This window comes from Bacillus sp. FSL K6-0923, from assembly GCF_038630825.1.
GTDB lineage: Bacteria > Bacillota > Bacilli > Bacillales > Bacillaceae > Bacillus > Bacillus pumilus.
In genome coordinates this window covers 342,427-361,719 of record NZ_CP152044.1, presented here as the reverse complement: position 1 = coordinate 361,719, position 19,293 = coordinate 342,427, and the positions used below count along the sequence as shown (strand labels likewise).

General features: G+C 42.4%; 20 protein-coding genes. 9 read left to right on the top strand and 11 right to left on the bottom strand.

Features of this window, described 5'->3' with window-relative positions:
- The first annotated feature begins 190 nt into the window (after positions 1 to 190).
- The 3 genes from MHI16_RS01940 (at position 191) to MHI16_RS01930 (ending at position 2,951) form a co-directional block, all read left to right on the top strand.
- Complete coding sequence (locus MHI16_RS01940) at positions 191 to 619, top strand: NucA/NucB deoxyribonuclease domain-containing protein (protein WP_268467741.1); 429 nt, start codon at positions 191 to 193, stop codon at positions 617 to 619.
- 127 nt (positions 620 to 746) lie between these two features.
- On the top strand, positions 747 to 2,444 hold the full coding sequence (locus MHI16_RS01935; RefSeq protein ID WP_058015287.1) for a methyl-accepting chemotaxis protein: 1,698 nt from the start codon (positions 747 to 749) through the stop codon (positions 2,442 to 2,444).
- A gap of 120 nt (positions 2,445 to 2,564) precedes the next feature.
- On the top strand, positions 2,565 to 2,951 hold the full coding sequence (locus tag MHI16_RS01930; RefSeq protein ID WP_058015286.1) for a competence protein ComJ: 387 nt from the start codon (positions 2,565 to 2,567) through the stop codon (positions 2,949 to 2,951).
- A 1-nt stretch (position 2,952) separates the two neighbouring features.
- On the opposite strand, the gene MHI16_RS01925 is transcribed toward MHI16_RS01930, so the two are convergent.
- Positions 2,953 to 3,759 (bottom strand): AAC(3) family N-acetyltransferase, encoded by an 807-nt coding sequence (locus MHI16_RS01925; protein WP_058015285.1) that lies wholly within the window; start codon positions 3,757 to 3,759, stop codon positions 2,953 to 2,955.
- Between the two features lie 29 nt (positions 3,760 to 3,788).
- Complete coding sequence (locus tag MHI16_RS01920; RefSeq protein WP_058015284.1) at positions 3,789 to 4,205, bottom strand: Lrp/AsnC family transcriptional regulator; 417 nt, start codon at positions 4,203 to 4,205, stop codon at positions 3,789 to 3,791.
- A 115-nt stretch (positions 4,206 to 4,320) separates the two neighbouring features.
- Here MHI16_RS01920 and MHI16_RS01915 point away from each other — a divergent pair, with 115 nt between their 5' ends.
- Positions 4,321 to 5,085, top strand: a complete 765-nt coding sequence (locus MHI16_RS01915) for an MBL fold metallo-hydrolase (RefSeq protein ID WP_058015283.1) — start codon at positions 4,321 to 4,323, stop codon at positions 5,083 to 5,085.
- A gap of 50 nt (positions 5,086 to 5,135) precedes the next feature.
- On the opposite strand, the gene MHI16_RS01910 is transcribed toward MHI16_RS01915, so the two are convergent.
- On the bottom strand, positions 5,136 to 5,465 hold the full coding sequence (locus MHI16_RS01910; protein WP_058015304.1) for a YckD family protein: 330 nt from the start codon (positions 5,463 to 5,465) through the stop codon (positions 5,136 to 5,138).
- 180 nt (positions 5,466 to 5,645) lie between these two features.
- On the opposite strand from MHI16_RS01910, the gene MHI16_RS01905 reads away from it, so the two are divergent.
- Together MHI16_RS01905 and MHI16_RS01900 are read left to right on the top strand one after the other, a co-directional pair.
- Positions 5,646 to 6,518 carry a transporter substrate-binding domain-containing protein gene (locus MHI16_RS01905; protein WP_058015282.1) on the top strand — a complete coding sequence of 291 codons (873 nt, stop codon included), beginning with the start codon at positions 5,646 to 5,648 and terminating at the stop codon, positions 6,516 to 6,518.
- 12 nt (positions 6,519 to 6,530) lie between these two features.
- Positions 6,531 to 7,208, top strand: a complete 678-nt coding sequence (locus tag MHI16_RS01900) for an amino acid ABC transporter permease (RefSeq protein ID WP_058015281.1) — start codon at positions 6,531 to 6,533, stop codon at positions 7,206 to 7,208.
- Positions 7,209 to 7,254: 46 nt separating this feature from the next.
- Here the strand turns inward: MHI16_RS01900 and MHI16_RS01895 are convergent, their stop codons facing one another.
- The 5 genes from MHI16_RS01895 to MHI16_RS01875 form a co-directional block, all read right to left on the bottom strand.
- Positions 7,255 to 8,553 (bottom strand): arsenic transporter, encoded by a 1,299-nt coding sequence (locus tag MHI16_RS01895; protein WP_058015280.1) that lies wholly within the window; start codon positions 8,551 to 8,553, stop codon positions 7,255 to 7,257.
- 115 nt (positions 8,554 to 8,668) lie between these two features.
- Positions 8,669 to 9,901: a helix-turn-helix domain-containing protein gene (locus MHI16_RS01890; protein WP_058015279.1), complete on the bottom strand. Its 1,233-nt coding sequence runs from the start codon at positions 9,899 to 9,901 to the stop codon at positions 8,669 to 8,671.
- Between the two features lie 125 nt (positions 9,902 to 10,026).
- Positions 10,027 to 11,574 (bottom strand): L-glutamate gamma-semialdehyde dehydrogenase, encoded by a 1,548-nt coding sequence (pruA, locus tag MHI16_RS01885; RefSeq protein WP_058015278.1) that lies wholly within the window; start codon positions 11,572 to 11,574, stop codon positions 10,027 to 10,029.
- A 23-nt stretch (positions 11,575 to 11,597) separates the two neighbouring features.
- Complete coding sequence (locus tag MHI16_RS01880) at positions 11,598 to 12,515, bottom strand: proline dehydrogenase (RefSeq protein ID WP_061406706.1); 918 nt, start codon at positions 12,513 to 12,515, stop codon at positions 11,598 to 11,600.
- 160 nt (positions 12,516 to 12,675) lie between these two features.
- The gene (locus tag MHI16_RS01875; protein WP_081106420.1) at positions 12,676 to 13,479 is read right to left on the bottom strand and encodes a nucleotidyltransferase domain-containing protein; all 804 of its coding nucleotides are present in this window, start codon (positions 13,477 to 13,479) and stop codon (positions 12,676 to 12,678) included.
- Positions 13,480 to 13,539: 60 nt separating this feature from the next.
- Here MHI16_RS01875 and MHI16_RS01870 point away from each other — a divergent pair, with 60 nt between their 5' ends.
- Positions 13,540 to 13,854, top strand: a complete 315-nt coding sequence (locus tag MHI16_RS01870; RefSeq protein ID WP_012008865.1) for a hypothetical protein — start codon at positions 13,540 to 13,542, stop codon at positions 13,852 to 13,854.
- Between the two features lie 35 nt (positions 13,855 to 13,889).
- Here the strand turns inward: MHI16_RS01870 and MHI16_RS01865 are convergent, their stop codons facing one another.
- Positions 13,890 to 14,849: an acetylxylan esterase gene (locus MHI16_RS01865; RefSeq protein WP_061406702.1), complete on the bottom strand. Its 960-nt coding sequence runs from the start codon at positions 14,847 to 14,849 to the stop codon at positions 13,890 to 13,892.
- 236 nt (positions 14,850 to 15,085) lie between these two features.
- On the opposite strand from MHI16_RS01865, the gene MHI16_RS01860 reads away from it, so the two are divergent.
- Entirely contained in the window at positions 15,086 to 15,871 is a 786-nt protein-coding gene (locus MHI16_RS01860) for a carbon-nitrogen family hydrolase (protein WP_061406700.1), read from the top strand.
- A 45-nt stretch (positions 15,872 to 15,916) separates the two neighbouring features.
- Here the strand turns inward: MHI16_RS01860 and MHI16_RS01855 are convergent, their stop codons facing one another.
- Positions 15,917 to 16,813: a LysR substrate-binding domain-containing protein gene (locus MHI16_RS01855; RefSeq protein ID WP_061406698.1), complete on the bottom strand. Its 897-nt coding sequence runs from the start codon at positions 16,811 to 16,813 to the stop codon at positions 15,917 to 15,919.
- 118 nt (positions 16,814 to 16,931) lie between these two features.
- On the opposite strand from MHI16_RS01855, the gene MHI16_RS01850 reads away from it, so the two are divergent.
- Positions 16,932 to 17,705 carry a class I SAM-dependent methyltransferase gene (locus tag MHI16_RS01850; RefSeq protein ID WP_061406696.1) on the top strand — a complete coding sequence of 258 codons (774 nt, stop codon included), beginning with the start codon at positions 16,932 to 16,934 and terminating at the stop codon, positions 17,703 to 17,705.
- A gap of 202 nt (positions 17,706 to 17,907) precedes the next feature.
- On the opposite strand, the gene MHI16_RS01845 is transcribed toward MHI16_RS01850, so the two are convergent.
- A complete protein-coding gene (locus MHI16_RS01845; RefSeq protein ID WP_058015271.1) occupies positions 17,908 to 19,281 on the bottom strand; it encodes an MFS transporter in 1,374 nt (457 codons plus the stop codon).
- Between the last annotated feature and the right edge of the window lie 12 nt (positions 19,282 to 19,293).

Below are 19,293 nucleotides of genomic sequence, written 5' to 3'. Positions count from 1 at the left end.
AGCATATTCTTTTTATGAACTGAAAAATTAAAATTTTTATGAATTTTTTTAAATGTGAAAAGCAAGAAAACGGATAAAAACCGTTTTTCGAACTTTAAAAGGCGTTTTTTCAAAACCAGGAGAAATTGGTAAGTAATTCTGCTATACTTCTGTTTACAAAATACGCAAACAAGAAAGAGAGCTAGCATCTATGAAACTTCTTAAAATCATTCTCTTGCTTTTACTGATCATCGTTGGTGTAGCAACAGGCTATGTTCAGCTGGAGCACGGTAAACAAGAGACGACGAATTCATCTTATGACAAAACGATTCACTTCCCATCAGATCGTTACCCCGAAACCGCGAAGCACATAGAAGAGGCAATTGATGAAGGCCATTCATCCGTATGTACAATTGACCGTAAACATAGCGATGAACAAAGAGAACAATCACTTCATGGCATCCCAACAAAGCGCGGATATGATCGGGACGAATGGCCGATGGCGATGTGTAAGGAAGGAGGAACAGGAGCTTCAGTCAAATACATTAGTCCTTCAGATAATAGAGGAGCAGGCTCATGGGTCGGTCATCAATTATCAGATGATCCTGACGGCACAAGAATACAATTTATCATAGATTAACGACATGACCCTTTTCTATCTTAAAAAAATTTCCTCGTAACTGCTTACAGGTATTTCAAACATTTTTTTCATGCCGATAATCCTTAAGGAGGTTTATCCTACCTTATACCTAAAGGAGTCAAAAAGCATGAAGAAAAAGGGAAAACTGAGGCTTGGTGCCAAAATTTTGCTGATCTTTTTAAGTGTCATCATCATCTTCTCAGCAATTGTTGGTTATGTGGTGAATCGTGAAATGACAGAAAACATCAAGCACATGGCCACTGAAAAAGCAAAAGGTGATTTAAAGCTAGGCTATGCCTACCTAGATGAAAAAGTAGCAGGCTCGTGGCAGATAAAAGATGGAAAGCTTTACAAAGGGAATACCCAAATCAATGATCATGATACATTGGTCGACCATTTAGCAGAATACACCGATGATACCATCACAATATTCCAAGGAAATACCCGTGTCGCAACGAATGTCATGTTAAACGGAAAACGAGCTGTCGGTACACAAGTTTCACCAGAAGTGAAGGCCACTGTATTAGATAAAGGTGAAAACTATTACGGCACAGCAAATGTTGCCGGGAAAGACTACCAAACGGCTTATATGCCAATCAAAAATGATGCAGGTGAAACGATCGGTATTTTTTATACGGGTGCCAACCAAAGCATGATTTCACAAATGCTTCAGTCATTCTACATTCAATTTTTCATTGTTCTGTTGTTAAGCTTAATCGTTGCTGTAATCATTATTTCTATTTTCACAAAGCGGATTCAAACCCGTCTCAAGCGTATGGCTTCTGCCATTAAGAGTGCAGGTGAAGGAAATTTAACCATCAATGTGACAGATACAGCAGGCGACGAACTGTCTGATTTGGCTGATCATTTCAATAAGATGCGGGAAAAATTAAATCACACCATTCTTAATGTGATGAACACATCTGAATTAGTGGCAACCTCATCTGAACAGCTGTCAGCTAGTGCAGAGGAAACAAGTGCAGCATCCGAAAAAATCACCCATAGTATTCAAGAAGTCGCTCATTCATCAGAAGAACAGTCAACTCAAATGACAACAAGTGTGCACACGATGATTCAAGTATCTAACGAGTTGGCAAACATCACGGAAAATGCAGGGCAAATGGCTTCAAGAAGTCAATTTGCACAAGAAATGGCCCTAAAAGGTGTGGAGAATATTGGGGAAATAAACTCACAAATGACATCTATTGCAAAATCAATAGAGGAAAATGGGACAGCCATTCAAGCATTAGAAACACGTTCGGCTGAAATTGATCATATTTCCCATATTATTACAGACATCGCTAACCAAACCAACCTGCTTGCTCTTAACGCAGCAATTGAAGCAGCACGAGCAGGCGAGCATGGGAAAGGATTTGCAGTTGTCGCAGACGAAGTGAGAAAGCTCGCTGAAGAATCTCAAGCCTCATCAAATATGATTTCCCATCTCATTTCTGAAATCCAAAAAGAGATGACTCATTCAACAAATGCGATCAAACGAGTAAGAGAGGAAGCGGCTCAAGGGTCTGTACTTATTTCTCATACAGAAGAATCATTTATTGATATTCAACAGTCAATGAGAGAAATGGCAGATGGCATCAAGCATTTATCTAGTGCATCACAAAAAATCGCAGCTTATACAAACGATGCGAAACAATCCTTTGCCACTATTACAGAAGTGGTTAAACTAACGAGTGAACATTCACAGCAAGTAGCCGGCTTAACAGAAGAACAATTTGCCGCAATGGAAGAAGTAACTGCTTCATCAGAAGCTCTTGCTCATTTAGCAGGAGATTTAAAAGCAATGGTTTCACAATTTCACATCTAGATTCCTCATATAGAAGCGCAAGACGGCGACAATCGTCTTGCTGCCTAACATTCTCTTCAAGATTCACTCTTTCAACCATTCACATTCCAACGAAAATCTATGTATAAAGGGGTTTTTTAAATGAATAACTTAAACCAAGCCTATTCCCTATCTATCTCCTATCATCAAATCACCGTATACAGCGGAAGCAAAACACCACCTGTGATTGACTGGTCAGATGATGACATTCTTCAAGGATTCGCCATGGGAGATCACGGTGTATCCTTTGAAGGGGTCAACAACGGAAAAGCATCTGTTACTGTTACTTTAAATAGCGATATGCCCCCAGCCTCGGCTGACAGAACAGTCACAGTACCTTTTACTCATGCAAGCGATCAAGTTTATCTCACAAGCGTCATGGCTCAGGTGCTGTCTTTCCCTATTCCAAAGGGAGCCTATCAGCTCACCTGCTATACTTCACAGCAGCCTGATCAAGACCTTTATCATATCAATTTCCAAACTGTGTAGATCACGACTGATCGTACAAATCAAGCCACTTTTCCGCAAAGTCTACCGATTCTTTCATCGGTAATAAATATGAACTGGCAAGCCCGATTTGTCCGTGATGATGAGTGCCTCCTGATTGCAGAAAGTCACGGCCGATCTGCTCAAATAGTTCTTCTCTTGTGATAATATCCTGGTATTCTTTCCATACTCTCCATCCATTTTCTAAGATGGGAGCTCCTCTTGTCATGAGGTCTTGCTGAGGGATGCGATATTCAGCCAGATGGAAAGCTGTCAGACTTTCAAAAGACGTACCAATCAGCAGCACCTGAGCCTGAAGCTCATACATGCGGGCTAGAGGCGAATGTTCTCCTAATCCAAAAGAAAGTGCGTGGTGTTTCAGAAGCTCATGTTTCTTCTTCCCCCAAGCCGTGAATGAAAAATGAGGGTGATTGCTTCTCGCCACGCCTGGGTATTTCCAAAACGTTTCTACTACCTTTCCCATTGCTGTTGGCATCGAGTAAGCTGGATCAAATGCAGGCATCGTGTCTTTGATCGATTTCCACCATGAAAAAGGAACAGGCGGATCGATCCAATCAGCGGGATCAGAAAGCTCTAACGTTTGTGCCGGCATGATCAGTGTCCCCTCTTCTGTTAAGGTTTCCATCAATGCTTGTATGAGGGCAACAGCGCCACCGTTTACCCAGCCGATAGATGATAAAGATGAGTGAACACATAAAATCATGCCTTTTTCCACACCAAGTTGAACCAAGTCTGCTTTGATTTTTTCCTTTGTCACCGGTTCAGCTTGATTTTCGATTAATTTTTTCATCGTTTCCTTATCCTCCTGCGTCTCTTCTTTTACTGATGAATGAGACGCTTAACCGCAATAGACAGTTTATAATTTGCGTAATTTGTCAGCTCCGTTAAAAACAGATCCAGTTCATCATGACTGGAGAAATGGCCTTCAGCCATATAACAGCCCTGACCACTTATTTTAAATAAATTCTTGATCTCTTCCTGTTGGTCGAGAAATGACAGAAGTGGTTCGTGATGATGACTTCGGGTATAGAGCTGCATAAATGTTTGGATGGTCTTTTGCGTCCGCCAGTCAATCGAAATGGTATATGCTTCAATCACACCCTCTTCTTCAAGCTTTAACACTCGATTTGCAACAGCTTGGCCCGTTAAATGAACTTTTTCACCTAGCGCTTTCATGGTTAATCGACTGTTTTTTGAGAGCTCTTTTAAAATATCCATATCGGTTTGGTCTAACATTGGCTCACCTCTTTCAAAAATCAAGTCCCTCTGATGAAAGACTTTCATTACCCTCTGTCACATGGAACTCTTTTAATATACTGTAAACTTAATCAGAAAAAAAGGAGGCCTTTTCATGAAAATCACGCTCATTCGGAATGCTACTTTATACCTTGAATATGGGCAGGCAACTTTCTTCATTGATCCCTTTTTAGCAGCAAAAGGAACATATCCACCGTTTCCTCATACAGCCAATCAACATTTGAACAATCCGATTGTTGATCTGCCTATAAACATTGACTTAGACAACATGCTACACCCAGATGCTGTCTTACTCACTCATTTGCACGTGGATCACTTTGATGACGAGGCGAAACAAAAATTAGCCCAAAACCAGCCCATTTATACGCAATCGGAGAATGACAAAAAAGACGTTGAAGAAGCCGGTTTCGAGCATGTCATTTGCATTGAAGATGAAATAGACATTTGTGGTGTTCATATTCAGCGGACAGGTGGACAGCATGGGACAGGAGAAACAGCGAAGCGGATGGGACAAGTCAGCGGTTTTGTTTTCTCTCACCCTGATGAACCTATCCTTTACATTGCAGGTGATACCATTTGGTGTGATGAACCGAAGGAGGTTGTCAATACTTGCAAGCCAGATGTCATTGTGGTCAATAGCGGAGCTGCTCAATTTTTAGAAGGCGATCCGATTACGATGACGAAGGAAGACATTTTAGAGGTTCACCATTCTCACCCAGCAGCACAAATTGTCGCTTGTCACCTTGAGGCAGTGAATCACTGCTTGCTAACAAGAGCTTCTTTACAAGCTTACATTCAGGAGCATCAAGCAGAACAAGCCATTTTTGTCCCTCAAGATGGTGAAAGTCTCACCTTCTGAAAAAGAATCTCAAACAATAAAAAACCGGCACCTCGCTGCCGGTTTCATCCTTATGGTCGATGGTGCTGTGGTTTTTTCAATAATGGCACAAATCCGTTGTTTTTCAAATGATTGTAATGCTCATCCATTCGCTTCGTAATATGTGTACCTTGTTCCTTTGTTAACACACCATATTGGACATATTTCTCAATCACTTCTTTTCGCTTAGAAAGAATTTGCTGCTCAAGCGTTTCAATTTGTTTTTGTTGTTCTGTCGTTAGTTTTACTTGATGCGTTACTGGACGCTTTTCCATTTGGGGTGTTTCTCCATGAGCTGTTTCCATATAAAAACCAGACAACAGCATCATCGATAATATGATCAAGCCACTTATTTTTTTCATCATTTTCTTCCCTCCTTTATACGCATTTATTTTGTACGCACTTTCCTTTTTTATACATTATTTCATCGCGCAAATTGCACATAATATTCTTACTTTTTCGCTTTTCTTCTGAAAACGTTGTCCTAACAGAAAAAGCGTGCTATGTTTTGTTTTGTATAAAAAATAGAGGAGGATTCTTAAATGAGTCGTTTTTATCATAGAAAATCGATCTGGGTAATGCTTGTTGTGTCTGCTTTCATACTTGTCTTGTCTGCTTGCAGTCAATCAGGCTCTTCACAGTCTAAAGATTCAAAGTGGGATGAGATTCAAAAGAAAGGGAAAATCGTGGTTGCTACTTCAGGCACCCTTTATCCAACGTCATATCATGATACAGCTAATGGCAAGGATCAATTGACTGGTTATGAAGTGGAAGTGGTCAAAGAAGCATTTAAACGCCTTGATGTGAAAGTAGAATTTAAAGAAATGGGCTATGATGGCATGCTGAGCGCCATTAATTCTGGTCAAGTGGATGCCGCTGCAAATGACATTGACATCACAGATGACAGAAAAGATAAGTTCGCCTTTTCAACTCCTTATAAATATTCTTATGGCACGGCGATCGTAAGAAAAGATGATTTGTCTGGCATTAAAACGTTAAAAGATTTAAAAGGAAAGAAAGCAGCTGGTGCTGCCACAACGATTTATATGGATGTCGCTCGGAAGTACGGTGCGAAGGAAGTTATTTATGATAATGCGACAAATGAGCAATACTTAAAGGATGTCGCTAACGGTCGTACTGATGTCATTCTCAATGATTATTACTTGCAGACACTAGCTCTAGCTGCATTCCCGAAATTAAATATTACGATTCACCCTGACTTAAAATACATGCCAAACGAACAAGGTTTTGTGATGAAGAAAGACAACACAGAGCTTCAAAAAGAATTAAATCGTGTCTTAAAAGAAATGAAAAAAGACGGAACCATGAAAAAGATTTCCGAAAAATTCTTTAATCATGCAGACGTTTCAAAGAAAATAGATGCTGATGTCGAAGATGTCGACATTTCGAAATAAGGAGCCGCAAGCGTGGGAGATATTCATTTAGAATATATATTTAATCCTGCACTGGCAAAGGCGTCATTTCCATTTGTCATGAAAGGCATCTGGCTGACGCTGCTCATTTCCTTTGTGAGCATGTTTTTTGGTACCATTCTTGGCTTTTTTATTGCGCTTGCCAGAATGGCGAATACGTGGATGCTTCGGCTGCCTGCACGGCTGTATATCTCATTCATGCGTGGCGTACCCATTCTGGTGATTTTGTTTATTCTTTATTTTGGATTCCCTTATATCGGGATTGAGTTTACAGCGGTCACTGCTGCCATTATTGGATTCAGCTTCAATAGCGCTGCCTATATTGCAGAAATCAATCGGGCGGCTCTCTCCTCTGTGCCGAGTGGACAGGTAGAGGCTTCCAAGTCACTAGGTCTCAGCTATTGGCAAACGATGCGCGGTGTCATTTTGCCTCAATCCGTCCGCATCGCTCTGCCGCCATTGACCAATGTCATGCTCGATTTAATCAAAGCCTCCTCACTGGCTGCAATGATTACTGTACCCGAGCTGTTCCAGCAAGCAAAAATCGTAGGTGGGCGCGAATTCGATTATATGACCATGTATATTTTGGTCGCCCTCATTTACTGGGGCATTTGCAGCGTAGTCTCATTGCTTCAGGACTTTTTAGAAAAACGCTATGCAAAATATCTGTAACAAAAAAGAGCAGGTCGCTTGGATCTGCTCTTTTTTATATTCAGCTTTAATGTATGAACCATAACCACGCATATAACCCCAATAAAGTAAGGATCAAGGTCGGGATGGTGAGGATGATTCCAGCTTTCATGTATGCACCCCAAGAAATATGGACGCCTTTTTTCTTAAGAACATGAAGCCATAGCAATGTCGCCAATGAGCCGATAGGGGTCATTTTCGGGCCAAGGTTAGAGCCGATGACGTTGGCATAAATTAGTCCGTCTCTCATGACGCCTGCTGTATCTGTATGACCGATCGCAATCGCATCAATTAACACAGTAGGCAGATTGTTCATGACTGAGGACAGCACTGCGGCGAGCACACCCATAAACATCGTTCCCGCAAGCAAGCCATGCGATGCTCCTTGTTCGATCCATGCCGCCAATATTTCTGTGAGACCAACATTCTTCAGTCCATATACAACGACATACATGCCGATTGAGAAAAAGACAATGGACCATGGCGCTTCTTTTATGACGCGTTTTGTTGCCACTTGCGGACTTCTTCTGGCCAGCCACAAGAAAACAAGGGCAATACCGCCCACAATGATGGAGACCGGAACCCCAATGAGTTCCCCTGCAAAATAACCGATAAGCAGACAACCAAGCACATACCAAGACAAGCGGAACATGCGGATATCCCGGATCGCTGAAGCCGGTTCCTTCGCTTGTGACAGATCGTATGTTTTTGGGATGAGCTTTCGGTAAAACACATAAAGCACTAGCATGCTCGCTCCAAGCGACACAAGGTTTGGCACGAACATGTTTGCTGTATATTCTAGAAACCCAATATGAAAATAGTCGGCTGATACGATATTGACCAAGTTACTAATGACAAATGGCAAGGAGGTTGTATCTGCAATAAAGCCGCTCGCCATCACAAAAGGCAAGATCATCCGCTCATCCAGCTTTAACGCTCTCACTACAGACAAGACGATCGGGGTCAAAATCAGTGCCGCTCCATCATTCGCAAAAAAAGCAGCCACGACAGCGCCAAGCAATGTTAAATAAATAAACATGCGGACACCGTTCCCTTTTGCGGCTTTTGCCATATGCAGTGCAGCCCATTCGAAAAAACCGATTTCATCTAAAATTAACGAAATAATAATGATGCCAATAAACGCAAATGTTGCGTTCCATACTATTTGCGTCACTTCCCACACATCGCCCAGATGAACGACACCAAAGGCAAGTGCAAGAATGGCGCCTCCACACGCTGACCATCCAATGGTTAAACGTCCTGGCTGCCAAATGACAAGGACGAGGGTCAGGATGAAAATCAAAATGGCCAAGGTGACTGCTCCCAAAGGTGGTCCTCCTTTCACTCTCTCATAAAATCCTTATCTATCATACAACGTAGTGCAGCCGTTGTTTTTCACATGAAAACCCGCAGGTGATCCCAGGCACCTGCGGATTCGATGACTATTGATCTTTTTTCATCAGCATTAATTCAATAAATAACTCACATCGCTGACTGAAGTGACTTAAATCGATTGAGGTCATCTCAAAGATTTGTTTCATTCGATAGTTTAATGTATTTTGATGAATAAACAACTGCTCTGCGGCTGGCTTTAGCTTGCAGTTATTCAACAAGTAGACTTCAAGCGTTTTTAAAAATGAGGTTTGGCTCTCACGGTCTTTTTCCTTCAAACGTAACAAATCTGGATTGAAATCATTTTTCTTTTTTTGATGGCTGTAAATCGAGTCTAAGAATCGGAAAACCCCCAGATTCTCGTAATCATATGGAATCAGCTCTTGTCCCCCCACAATTTTCACGGCCTTCACGACCTCTATCGCTTCAAATCGACTTGTGCTCATTTTCATGACATCTCGATACTCTCTCCCCATCCCAATATACAATGGAGAAGGATGGGCATGCGCTTTCGATTGCAGGTGAGCGATGACGTCAGCCGCAGTGGCTTTCGGTGAATGCCGGTCTGACAAGCTGCCCAATATCACAACAATGTCGGCTTGAACGGAGTATACGTGATTCACCTTATCTTCTAACTGCAAATACGTTCGAATGACATCCTTTACATCTTCTGCCGTCTCACTTTTGTTATCGGCAGCGTGTACGACCATGACAGTAAATACCGCTGGCAGCGGGATGCTTAAATTCTCAGCCTCCCACTTCAGTTCTTCTTCTGTATAAAAATGATCATCCATGACCTTTTTGAAAAATTCTTCAATCTTGCCTTCCTTTTTCTCCAGCTGTTTTTTATTCTTATAAATCACTTTTCCCACTTGAAAGGAAGCTTCATGCAAAAATTGCAGCTCCTCCTGCGTGAGAGAATCCTCAATGTCCTGCACCCAAATAAAGCCCACAACCTCTTGTTTGTGCTTGGCACTCACAGCCACCCGCCGATTAAACCCGAGCTCGTCATGACCGCTCACATAAAAAGGCTTTGACTCCTTGTGAAGCCGCTCGATAACCCCTGTTTTCTTTAACCAATCGACTACAGACCCCGGACATTCCTTTGAGAAAATCGTTTGCTGATTGACTGGGTCAAACTGCTGAATGCTGTAAGAATTATAAGCAAGGAGCTGACACTCTGTGCTTTCTAAAATCACAGGTTTTTTTAAATACCCGCTAATAAATGCAATTAACTTATCGACATCAAAAAATGTATGAAGCTTTTCTAATATCTCTTCCATCCCGATTGCTCCCTGATTAAGTAATACATTTATCATACTTCTTTCCGGACAGATTTGCATAGAAACAAGTCGTAGACAAGCAAAAAAAGCATGAACCCGTGTGCACAGGTTCATGCTTTTCCAACTTAAAACATTTCACTAATCGTTTTTGCCTGCATGTGTAGAGCTAGGTAATCTGGACCGCCTGCTTTTGAATCGGTTCCTGACATTTTGAATCCGCCGAATGGGTGGTATCCCACGATGGCTCCTGTGCAGTTACGGTTAAAGTAGAGGTTCCCTACATGGAACTCCTGCTTCGCACGGTTGATATGATCACGATTATTGGTAATGACAGCACCTGTCAAACCATATTCCGTGTTGTTGGCTACTTCAAGTGCCTCATCAAAGCTAGACACTTTCGAGAAGGCCAAGACAGGTCCAAAGATTTCTTCTTGCATCAAGCGAGATGTTGGCTCAAGATCTGCAAAAATGGTTGGGTGAATGAAGTATCCTTCCGAATCATCACTCGTTCCGCCAGTCACTAAGCGGCCTTCCTGTTTGCCCACCTCGATATAATCCGTGATCTTGTCAAAGGACGCTTGATCAATGACAGGTCCCATGTAGACATCCGCAGAAAGAGGGTTCGCTGTTGTTTTCGTTTCTGTGATTTCCTTCACTCGCTCGATCACTTGGTCATACAGCTTCTCGTGGACGACAGCCCGAGATCCAGCTGAACATTTCTGACCTGAAAAACCGAAGGCTGATGTGAAAATGGCATTAGCCGCTAATTCGACGTCTGCATCCTCATCTACAACCACTGTATCCTTACCGCCCATTTCAGCAATGACACGCTTTAAATGCTGCTGACCTGGCTGGACTTTTGCCGCGCGTTCAAAGATACGTGTCCCTACTTCTCTTGAACCAGTGAATGTAATCAGGCTTGTTTTCGGGTGATCGACTAAATAATCTCCAACTTCAGCTCCGCTTCCTGGTACAAAGTTCACCACACCCTTTGGAAGACCTGCTTGCTCAAGCTCTTCCACAAAACGTGCCGCAATCACAGGGGTTGCACTTGCAGGTTTTAAGACAACTGTGTTCCCTGTAACGATTGGTGCTACTGTAGTTCCTGCCATAATGGCAAACAAGAAGTTCCACGGCGGAATGACGAGCGTCACGCCAGTTGGTGTGTATACGTATTGATTGTGTTCCCCTTCGCGGCTGTTCACTGGCTTGCCTTTCGCCAGCTCCAGCATTTGACGAGCATAATATTCAAGGAAGTCGATCGCTTCTGCTGTATCTGCGTCCGCTTCATTCCAAGGCTTCCCTGCTTCTTTGACAAGAAGGGCTGAATACTCATGCTTTTTACGGCGAATGCTTGCCGCAGCACGGAAGATGACGCTGGCTCTTTCTTCTGGAGACGTATAGCGCCAAGTTTCAAATGCTTTCGCCGCAGCCTGAACCGCTTGTTCTGCCTCTTCTTTTCCGGCCTTTGATACGGTTCCAACGACTTCATCCTTTTTCGCTGGATTGATCGAGACAATTTGGTCTTTCGTTTCGATTCTTTCTCCATTAATCACGAGCGGATAGGTTTGACCCAGTGATTCTGTTACCTTTGCTAATGCTTGTTCAAACGCTTTGCGGTTTTCTTCCTGGCTAAAATCCGTGAATGGTTCATGTTTGTAAGGTGTTGTCATCTTTGTCACGCTCCCGTTTCAAATTATTTTTTCGTCATCCCTTTTAAAGCAAAGGCAATGTTTGCCGGCCGTTCTGCAAGACGTCTCATGTAGTAGCCATACCACTCTCGTCCATACGGGGTGTAGACCCTCATTTGATAGCCTTCCTTCACAAGTGCCTGCTGCGTTTCTGATCTCATGCCATACAGCATTTGAAATTCGAACTGATTTGTCGGTATATTGTGTTTTTTCACAATATTTTTCGTAAACTCGATCATTTGATCGTCATGTGTCGCAATGGCTGTATAGTTCCCTGTGAGTAATTGCTTTTCGATCAGCTTCTTGTAATTCTGATCAACGTCTTTTTTGTTTGGATACGCCACTTCGGCGGATTCCTTATAGGCACCCTTTACAAGTCGTAAAAATGGATTCAGCTCATTGAGGTCATCAAGATCCTTTTCTGTTCTGTACAAATACGCCTGCAAAACCGTACTGACATACTCATATTGAGATTTCATCTCTTTAAAAATGTCCAGCGTTTTTTGACAGCGCTGTTCATCCTCCATATCGATTGTCACCATGATACGGTGTTTTTCTGCCGTATCTAAAATACGTTTCATATTGCGATACACAAGGTCATCGTCAATATCTAGTCCAAGTGATGTCATTTTGAGTGACACGTGGGAATTGAGCTTGGCCTCTGCAATCCGCTGAATGGTTTGAATACACTCATCCGTCCGCTCATTTGCAATCTCTGCCTTTGTGACAAACTCACCAAGGTGATCGACTGTTACAGCCATTCCTTGATCATTTAATCGTTTAATGACAGAGATAGCGCTCTCAAAATCTTTCCCACCGATGATTTTCTTAGATGCAACAGCACTTCCCCAATTACGAGCAATATGGTTCAAGAGACTGCTCTTTGACAAAAACAAGAAGAAATTTCTTGTGACCGACTCCATAAAGGGCACCTCCCACTCTTTGTAAGCTATGTCTTTATTGTAAGGCTCATAAGCTGTCCGCTACAATATTTGAAGATGACAAAAATTCTGACTTTTTTTGTGGTTTTATCACAATAAGAGCTAAAAAAGAGCCTGCCGCTATCCGGCTGACTCTTCCCTCCTACGCCCACACCTCATCAAGGGTAGACTGCAAAAGCTCATTTAATTCTTGCATCAGATTGTCTTTCGGCTGATTGTAGCTTTTCACCAATTCATCAAAACGCACCAGCTCTTGATCAATAAATGGATGGACATGAGCGAGACGGTTCTCTACATCCATTTCTTCTCCGTCCATTTTACGTTTGAGCAGTTCGTGAATTTCTGCTAAAAGCGGGCCTTCCTCCACTAGCTCCTTGAGTAATTCATGAAAGTCCATTGGTGGAACTGTTCGGTAACGTTCAATCCACTGACAGGCAAGCAGAGGACGAAGCACATAGAAATACTTCTTGATTCGCACCTGCTCTCCTCGTAAATGCCGGCTCTCATTCCGCTTCGCCATATTGAGGTAATGATACATCAAAGCCGCAGGGTAAAACGCTCGATCCTTTAATTCTCTTAGCTGCTTTGCCAAAGAGAAAGATTCAGCATAGATGATATCAGAAGACAGCCATTCCATAATGGACGGATTTGATTTATTGAATAGGCGTAGTGCCTTTCTAAGCTCCCAGCCGCTGATATCAAGCATGTCATCAATCGGCCGTTCAATGACATCACGATGCTCTTCCATCGCCCAATACCATTCTTTTCGGGGAACATATAAAAAGCGAACATCATAATCACTATCGGTCGAGGGAAATCCCCATGCCCTACTGCCTGATTCGACGGCAAGACAAATCTTTACGTCATACGTTGTTTCGATGATTTTCAGCTCTTCCTTAATTCTCTCTCTCAAGTGTCCATCAACTCTTTCTATAGAATTCTGCATGACTTCTTCACGTTTTGGGAAAATACGAATAAGACATATATGAAAAAGGAGTTGGATCTGATGTCTATATCTCGCATTATGAAATGGATCACTGGGATTTTTGAAGCTTGCCTTGCTATTCCTGTGATCGGAGGTCTATTCGTTATCAGCAATGGCTATTCACCGCTCATGGTCATGCTTATTCTGCATATTATCACACTCGTCTTATCGAAGCGAGACCAGGGACCAATGATTGGAAGTATCATTGGAATTGTCACATCCTGCCTTGCATGGATTCCGATTCTCGGATTCATTCTTCATATCATCACTGCCCTTGCCCTCATTATCACCGCGTTAGTGCCTGATGAAAAAACGAGACAGAATACGAGCTATTAAAAAAGAGGCCCTCCTAGAGAGTGGCCTCTTTTCTTTTAATTATTCGTTAAATGCTTTTGTAAGAAGGCTAGCTTCTCTGTTTGAAAAGCCGGGATGTACTCGTGTCCAAAATAGCGGTACACCTTTAAATCTTTATCTGTTTCTAAATGGTTGTATACCGCAAACACAGTAGATGGGGGGGTGATTTGGTCGATCAAACCGATTGCCATCAACGTGGGCTGTTTCACCCATCCGGCTAAATTGATCAAATCAAAATAGCTTAACGTCTCAAATACCTTTTCTTCCGCTTCTGGATCACTGTTTCTGCGAAAGTATGAATTGATTTCTAAATAAGGCTGCTGTAATGCCACATCTACCGCACGTTCGAAATTTGATAAGTACGGATAATCTGCCACGACGACCTTCGGAATGTCTGAAAGTGCTGCAGCTGCAACTGCTAGTGCACCACCCTGGCTGCCGCCCACCACACCGATTCGGTGTTCATCCACTTCTGGGAAGGACTGAATCACGTCGAGCGCTCGAACCGCATCTAAATAAACACCCCGATAATAGTAGGTCTCTTTCGATAAAATACCTTTTGTCATCCAGCCCAGAGACTGCCCTGCTGGTGTCACTGTCTTATCTTCACTGCCGCCTTGACCGCGGACGAGCATGCCAAATGTCGCATAGCCATGGAGTGCCCAATTGACGATGTCATGAATGTCGCCGTCATAGCTTGCATTATAGCCATGAAAACGAACGAGTGCTGGATGCGGACCTGTTTGATCTGGTACCGCATACCAGCCTTCAATTTGAGATTGACCAAAGCTTTGAAACGTCAGGCGATACACCTTAACGCCCTTTACTGGATAATCATAAGGTTCAAGTGCTGGCTCTGCCTCCACTTGGTTCAGTTCTTCAAGCGACGCCTTCCAAAAGTCTGAGAAATCAGGACGTGCTGTTTTCTTCGGTTTATACTTTTTTAGCTCATCTAACGGTAAATCAAACAACTGCATATCCTACTATCCCCCTTTGTTTTATTAGTTATGTGTATCATATCACTGTTTTCTTGACGAAGAAAGACATTTTCACCACAAAAGACAAAACCTTCTGACATTTCTATTGGCAAAGAAGATTGAAACCTTTATGATAAAGAAACTGGCTTGAAAACTAGAGATTCTTAGACAAAACAAATCAACAAATCCATTCATGGATTTCACATTCGCAATCATCGAATAAAGGAGGAACCTGTATGAAAATCGCCCTTGTCCAGATGGACGTACAAATTGGAGAACCTGATGTGAACTTTCAAAAAGCAGAAGCATTTTTAGAAGAAGCGATCCGCGAGCAGCCTGATCTGATCATTTTACCCGAAATGTGGAATACTGGTTACGCTCTTGAAAAAGCCGATCAGCTGGCGGATGTAAACGGTGAACGAACAAAACAGCTTTTCTCTTCCTTTGCCCGTAAGCACCAAGTCGTTCTCATTGCAGGAAGTGTATTGAACAAGCGCACAGAAGATGAGAGGATCACCAACACGATGTATGGATTTAACCGCCAAGGTGAGCTTTTAGTCGATTATGACAAAATTCATTTATTCCGCTTAATGGATGAGCACAGCTATTTAACCGCTGGTGATCAGCTTGGTTTATTTGACTATGATGAGGATGTGAAGATCGGGGCGATGATCTGCTACGACCTTCGCTTTCCGCAGCTTTCCAGAACACTTGTCAACAAAGGGGCGAAGGTGCTTATCAATACGGCGCAATGGCCATCAGCAAGAGTAGATCATTGGCGCAGCTTGCTTATCGCAAGAGCGATTGAAAATCAGTCATTTATGATTGCTGTTAACAGAACAGGCACAAGCAGAGACACTGAATTCCCTGGACACTCCATGGTGATTGATCCACTTGGCCGTATTTTACTTGAAACAAACCATGAGGAAGATATTTATTATGCGGACATTGATCTTCAGCTAGTGGATGAAGTAAGACAGCAGATTCCTGTGATGACAGATCAGCGTCTGGATATTTATTAAAAAGCAGGGTGCTCCCCTGCTTTTTGCATTTAATTAAACGTTTGTTTAAGCTTTTTGATAAAGGTCCATTAGGGCTCGAGCGGCTTTCGTTAAATACCTTTCTTCCACATATGCAAACACAAGTGTACGGGTTGGACATGAATCAATTTTCAAATAAGTGACTTCGTTTCTTTCCTCTTGTGCCAACATTTTCGGCACAACTGTCACACCTAGTCCATTTTTGACCAATGCCTGTGCTGTTTGAATATGACTTGTTTCAAAGGTTATCTTCGGCTGAAAACCATGATGATGACAAAGTTCTGTGACCACTTGTCGAAAGCCATATCCCTCTTTCAGCATAATAAATGCGGCATCTTCCAAAAGGCGAAACGGAACAGTCCCTTTCTGATCTGCTTGATTGATGATATCGTTCAATTCCGCCTGTAACCAAGGTTGAGCAGATGGCGGTACTGCAAGAAGAAGCGGCTCTGTCAGCATGTGTTTCGTTTTCAATGATTCATGCTCGACCGGCATAGATAAAATAGCCAAATCCAGCTGACCAGCCAATAGAAGTTTTTCTAGCTCACGAGGTGATTCTTCTATTAGTTGAACGTGAACATGAGGATACGTTTGGCAAAAGGTTTTTAATAAACCGGGCAAGACATATCCCCCTGTGACGGCTGGCGCCCCAATGTTCAGCTCTTTCCCCACCTCATAAGCTGCTTCTCCCATTTCACGCAGCAAATCATCTCTTTCCTTCAAAATGTTCTCTGCCCTTTTAATGAACCGGCTCCCTTGAGGTGTGGGTGTGACTTGTCCATACTTTCGAATAAATAGGGGTGTGTCTAATTCCTCTTCCAGCTTCTTTATTTGTTGGCTTAAAGAAGGCTGTGCAATGTGAAGCTGGTCCGCTGCTTTTGTAAAACTTTTCTGCCGGTAGACTTCCATGACATATTCCATCATTCGTATATCCACTTTCATCACCTCATAGGTTTTAACTATTCATGCCATATCTTTTATGTCTTAGACAAATAACAAAAGGAATTTTACGATAAAGAGACAACAAAAGGGGGAGAAAAAATTGAATCCATATGCTAAAGCCGAAAACCAATTCTCACAAAATGCCGAGAACTATCGAGATTCACCTATATTTGCAGCCGGAGAAGAGTTGGAATGGATAAAAGAGGCAGCAAATACGAAGGGTCATGAGCATTTACTTGATATCGGCTGCGGAGCAGGGCATACCGTTTTTTCCTTTTCAGACATTATTTCTAAAGGGATCGGCATTGATGTCACGCAAAAAATGATCGAGGTTGCAGCAGCACTTGCAAAAGAACGCCAGCTGGAACATATTACTTTTGAACGGGCAGCCGCAGAAGCATTGCCATTCGCTGATGAATCATTTGATATCGTGACGTGCCGGTTTGCCGCTCACCACTTTCCAAACCTTCCCGCAGCCATGTCTGAAATCAGCCGGGTCTTAAAAAAAGGCGGCGCATTTCTGCTCGTCGACCATTATGCACCTGAGAATGCGGCACAGGATTCATTCATTAATCACTTAAATAGACTCAGAGATCCTTCTCATGTGCGAGAAAGCTCTTTATCAGAATGGGAAGAGCTTTTCGCTGCCAACCAACTAACTCAAAAAGAGATTCGTTTCTGGGATCTGCAAATTGATTATCAGGACTGGATCATACGTGGACGCACACCAGAAAATGTCCAGCAGGAGATCGTTTCCCATCTTCAAGCCGCAGACCCTGATACAAAGCAGCTATTTCAGCTTCAATTCGATGCACAGCAGCAGCCTATTTCCTTCTGCTTAAAAGCTGCACTCATTCAAGGAATCAAGAATTGAACTTATAGAAAAAGTCTACCTTCATCGGTAGACTTTTTATTTCGGATATACATCTTCACTATCTCACAGGTATGGCTTTTCATGTTTCTATTATATGATAAATGAACGGAGATCGGTTAGGCATTTTAAAAATTGTACGTAGATCCTCTGAATAAAAAAGAACCTACCCTCTTTGGAATAAGTTCTTCACTGCGTGCGTCAATCACGGTGCAATATCCTCTAATACTTTCTCGCGCGTTTCGATCATTTTAAAAGCAAGAATTGCTCCCACTATAGTCACACTTGCGAAAAGAATAAAAATAGTTGAAACACCGCTCACCTCTAAAATAAAGCCTATCATAATAGGAGCAATCGCTGAGGCCAGCCTAAGCCAAGCAGTAGCAAATGCCGTTCCAATCACCCTCATACGAGTTGGATAAATTTCAGGTGTATATAAATAGAGAAGAACTGTGATTGTCCCCATCATTCCGTAAGCAGCGGACCCTAAATAGATCACACTTTCTGGAGAACTCGCTCCGCTGATCCATAAAGCAGTTAATAAAGCACCTGTTACAATAAATGCAATGGTTGCCCAGCGCTTTCGTCCTACTTTATCAATCAAAAATGCACAAGCGAATACACCGACAGTCTGTAAAATATTTGTCAGAGAGGCTGCCCTTAATGAATCTCCAACTGGCAAATTGTAAACCGTATTATAAAGACTTGGTAACCAGTTATTTAAACCATTCGATACAAAGTAGGCAGAAAACCATAGTCCCCATACGATCAATGTTCTTTTACGGTAGAAAGTTGAAAAAAGCTCTTTCCAGTCGCCCTTTTCAGTACTATTAGATACTTGTTTTACAGGCATTCGTTTGTCAGTACTAGCTTCAATTTCTACAATAATTCTTTCGGCCTCATCTAATCTGCCTTTCGAAATCAGCCATCGTGGAGATTCACGTAACATAAAAAAGAATACAAAGACGATTAAACCTCCAATACCTCCAATTAAAAACATCCACTTCCACCCAAAACTAGGTACCACAAATGCGCCGATTTGAGCTGAGATCATTAAACCTAAAGGAAAAATCATCTCATAAAGCATAAAAAATCTACCTCTCCCTTGAGCTCGGGATAGCTCATTGATATATGAGGCTGCTACCGGCACCTCTCCTCCTACCCCAATCCCTTGTATAAAACGAAAAATAAACAGTGCCATAAAATTACCTGAAAACACACATGCAATACTCATGACGGACATGAGGAGTACAGTCCACTTTGCACTAAAAACACGGCCACGCCTTTCTGCTAACCACCCAAAGAAAATGGCACCAATCGCTTGTCCTATATAACCAGACCCAATAAGAAGACCAATTTGAGCAGGTGATAAACTCCACATGCCGATGAGAACTGGGAGAACAAACGCTAAAGACAGAGCATCAAAAGCATCAAAAAAGGTGGCAGATCCCATAATGATACGAGGCTTTAAATGCCATCTAGAAAAAGGTACACTTTCCATTCTCGTCAATAGTTGTGAAGCTCTATCAACAACTTGCCCATCATGAGAATTTGAATTTCCGCTGACTTCTAACGTCATGATATCTCCTCC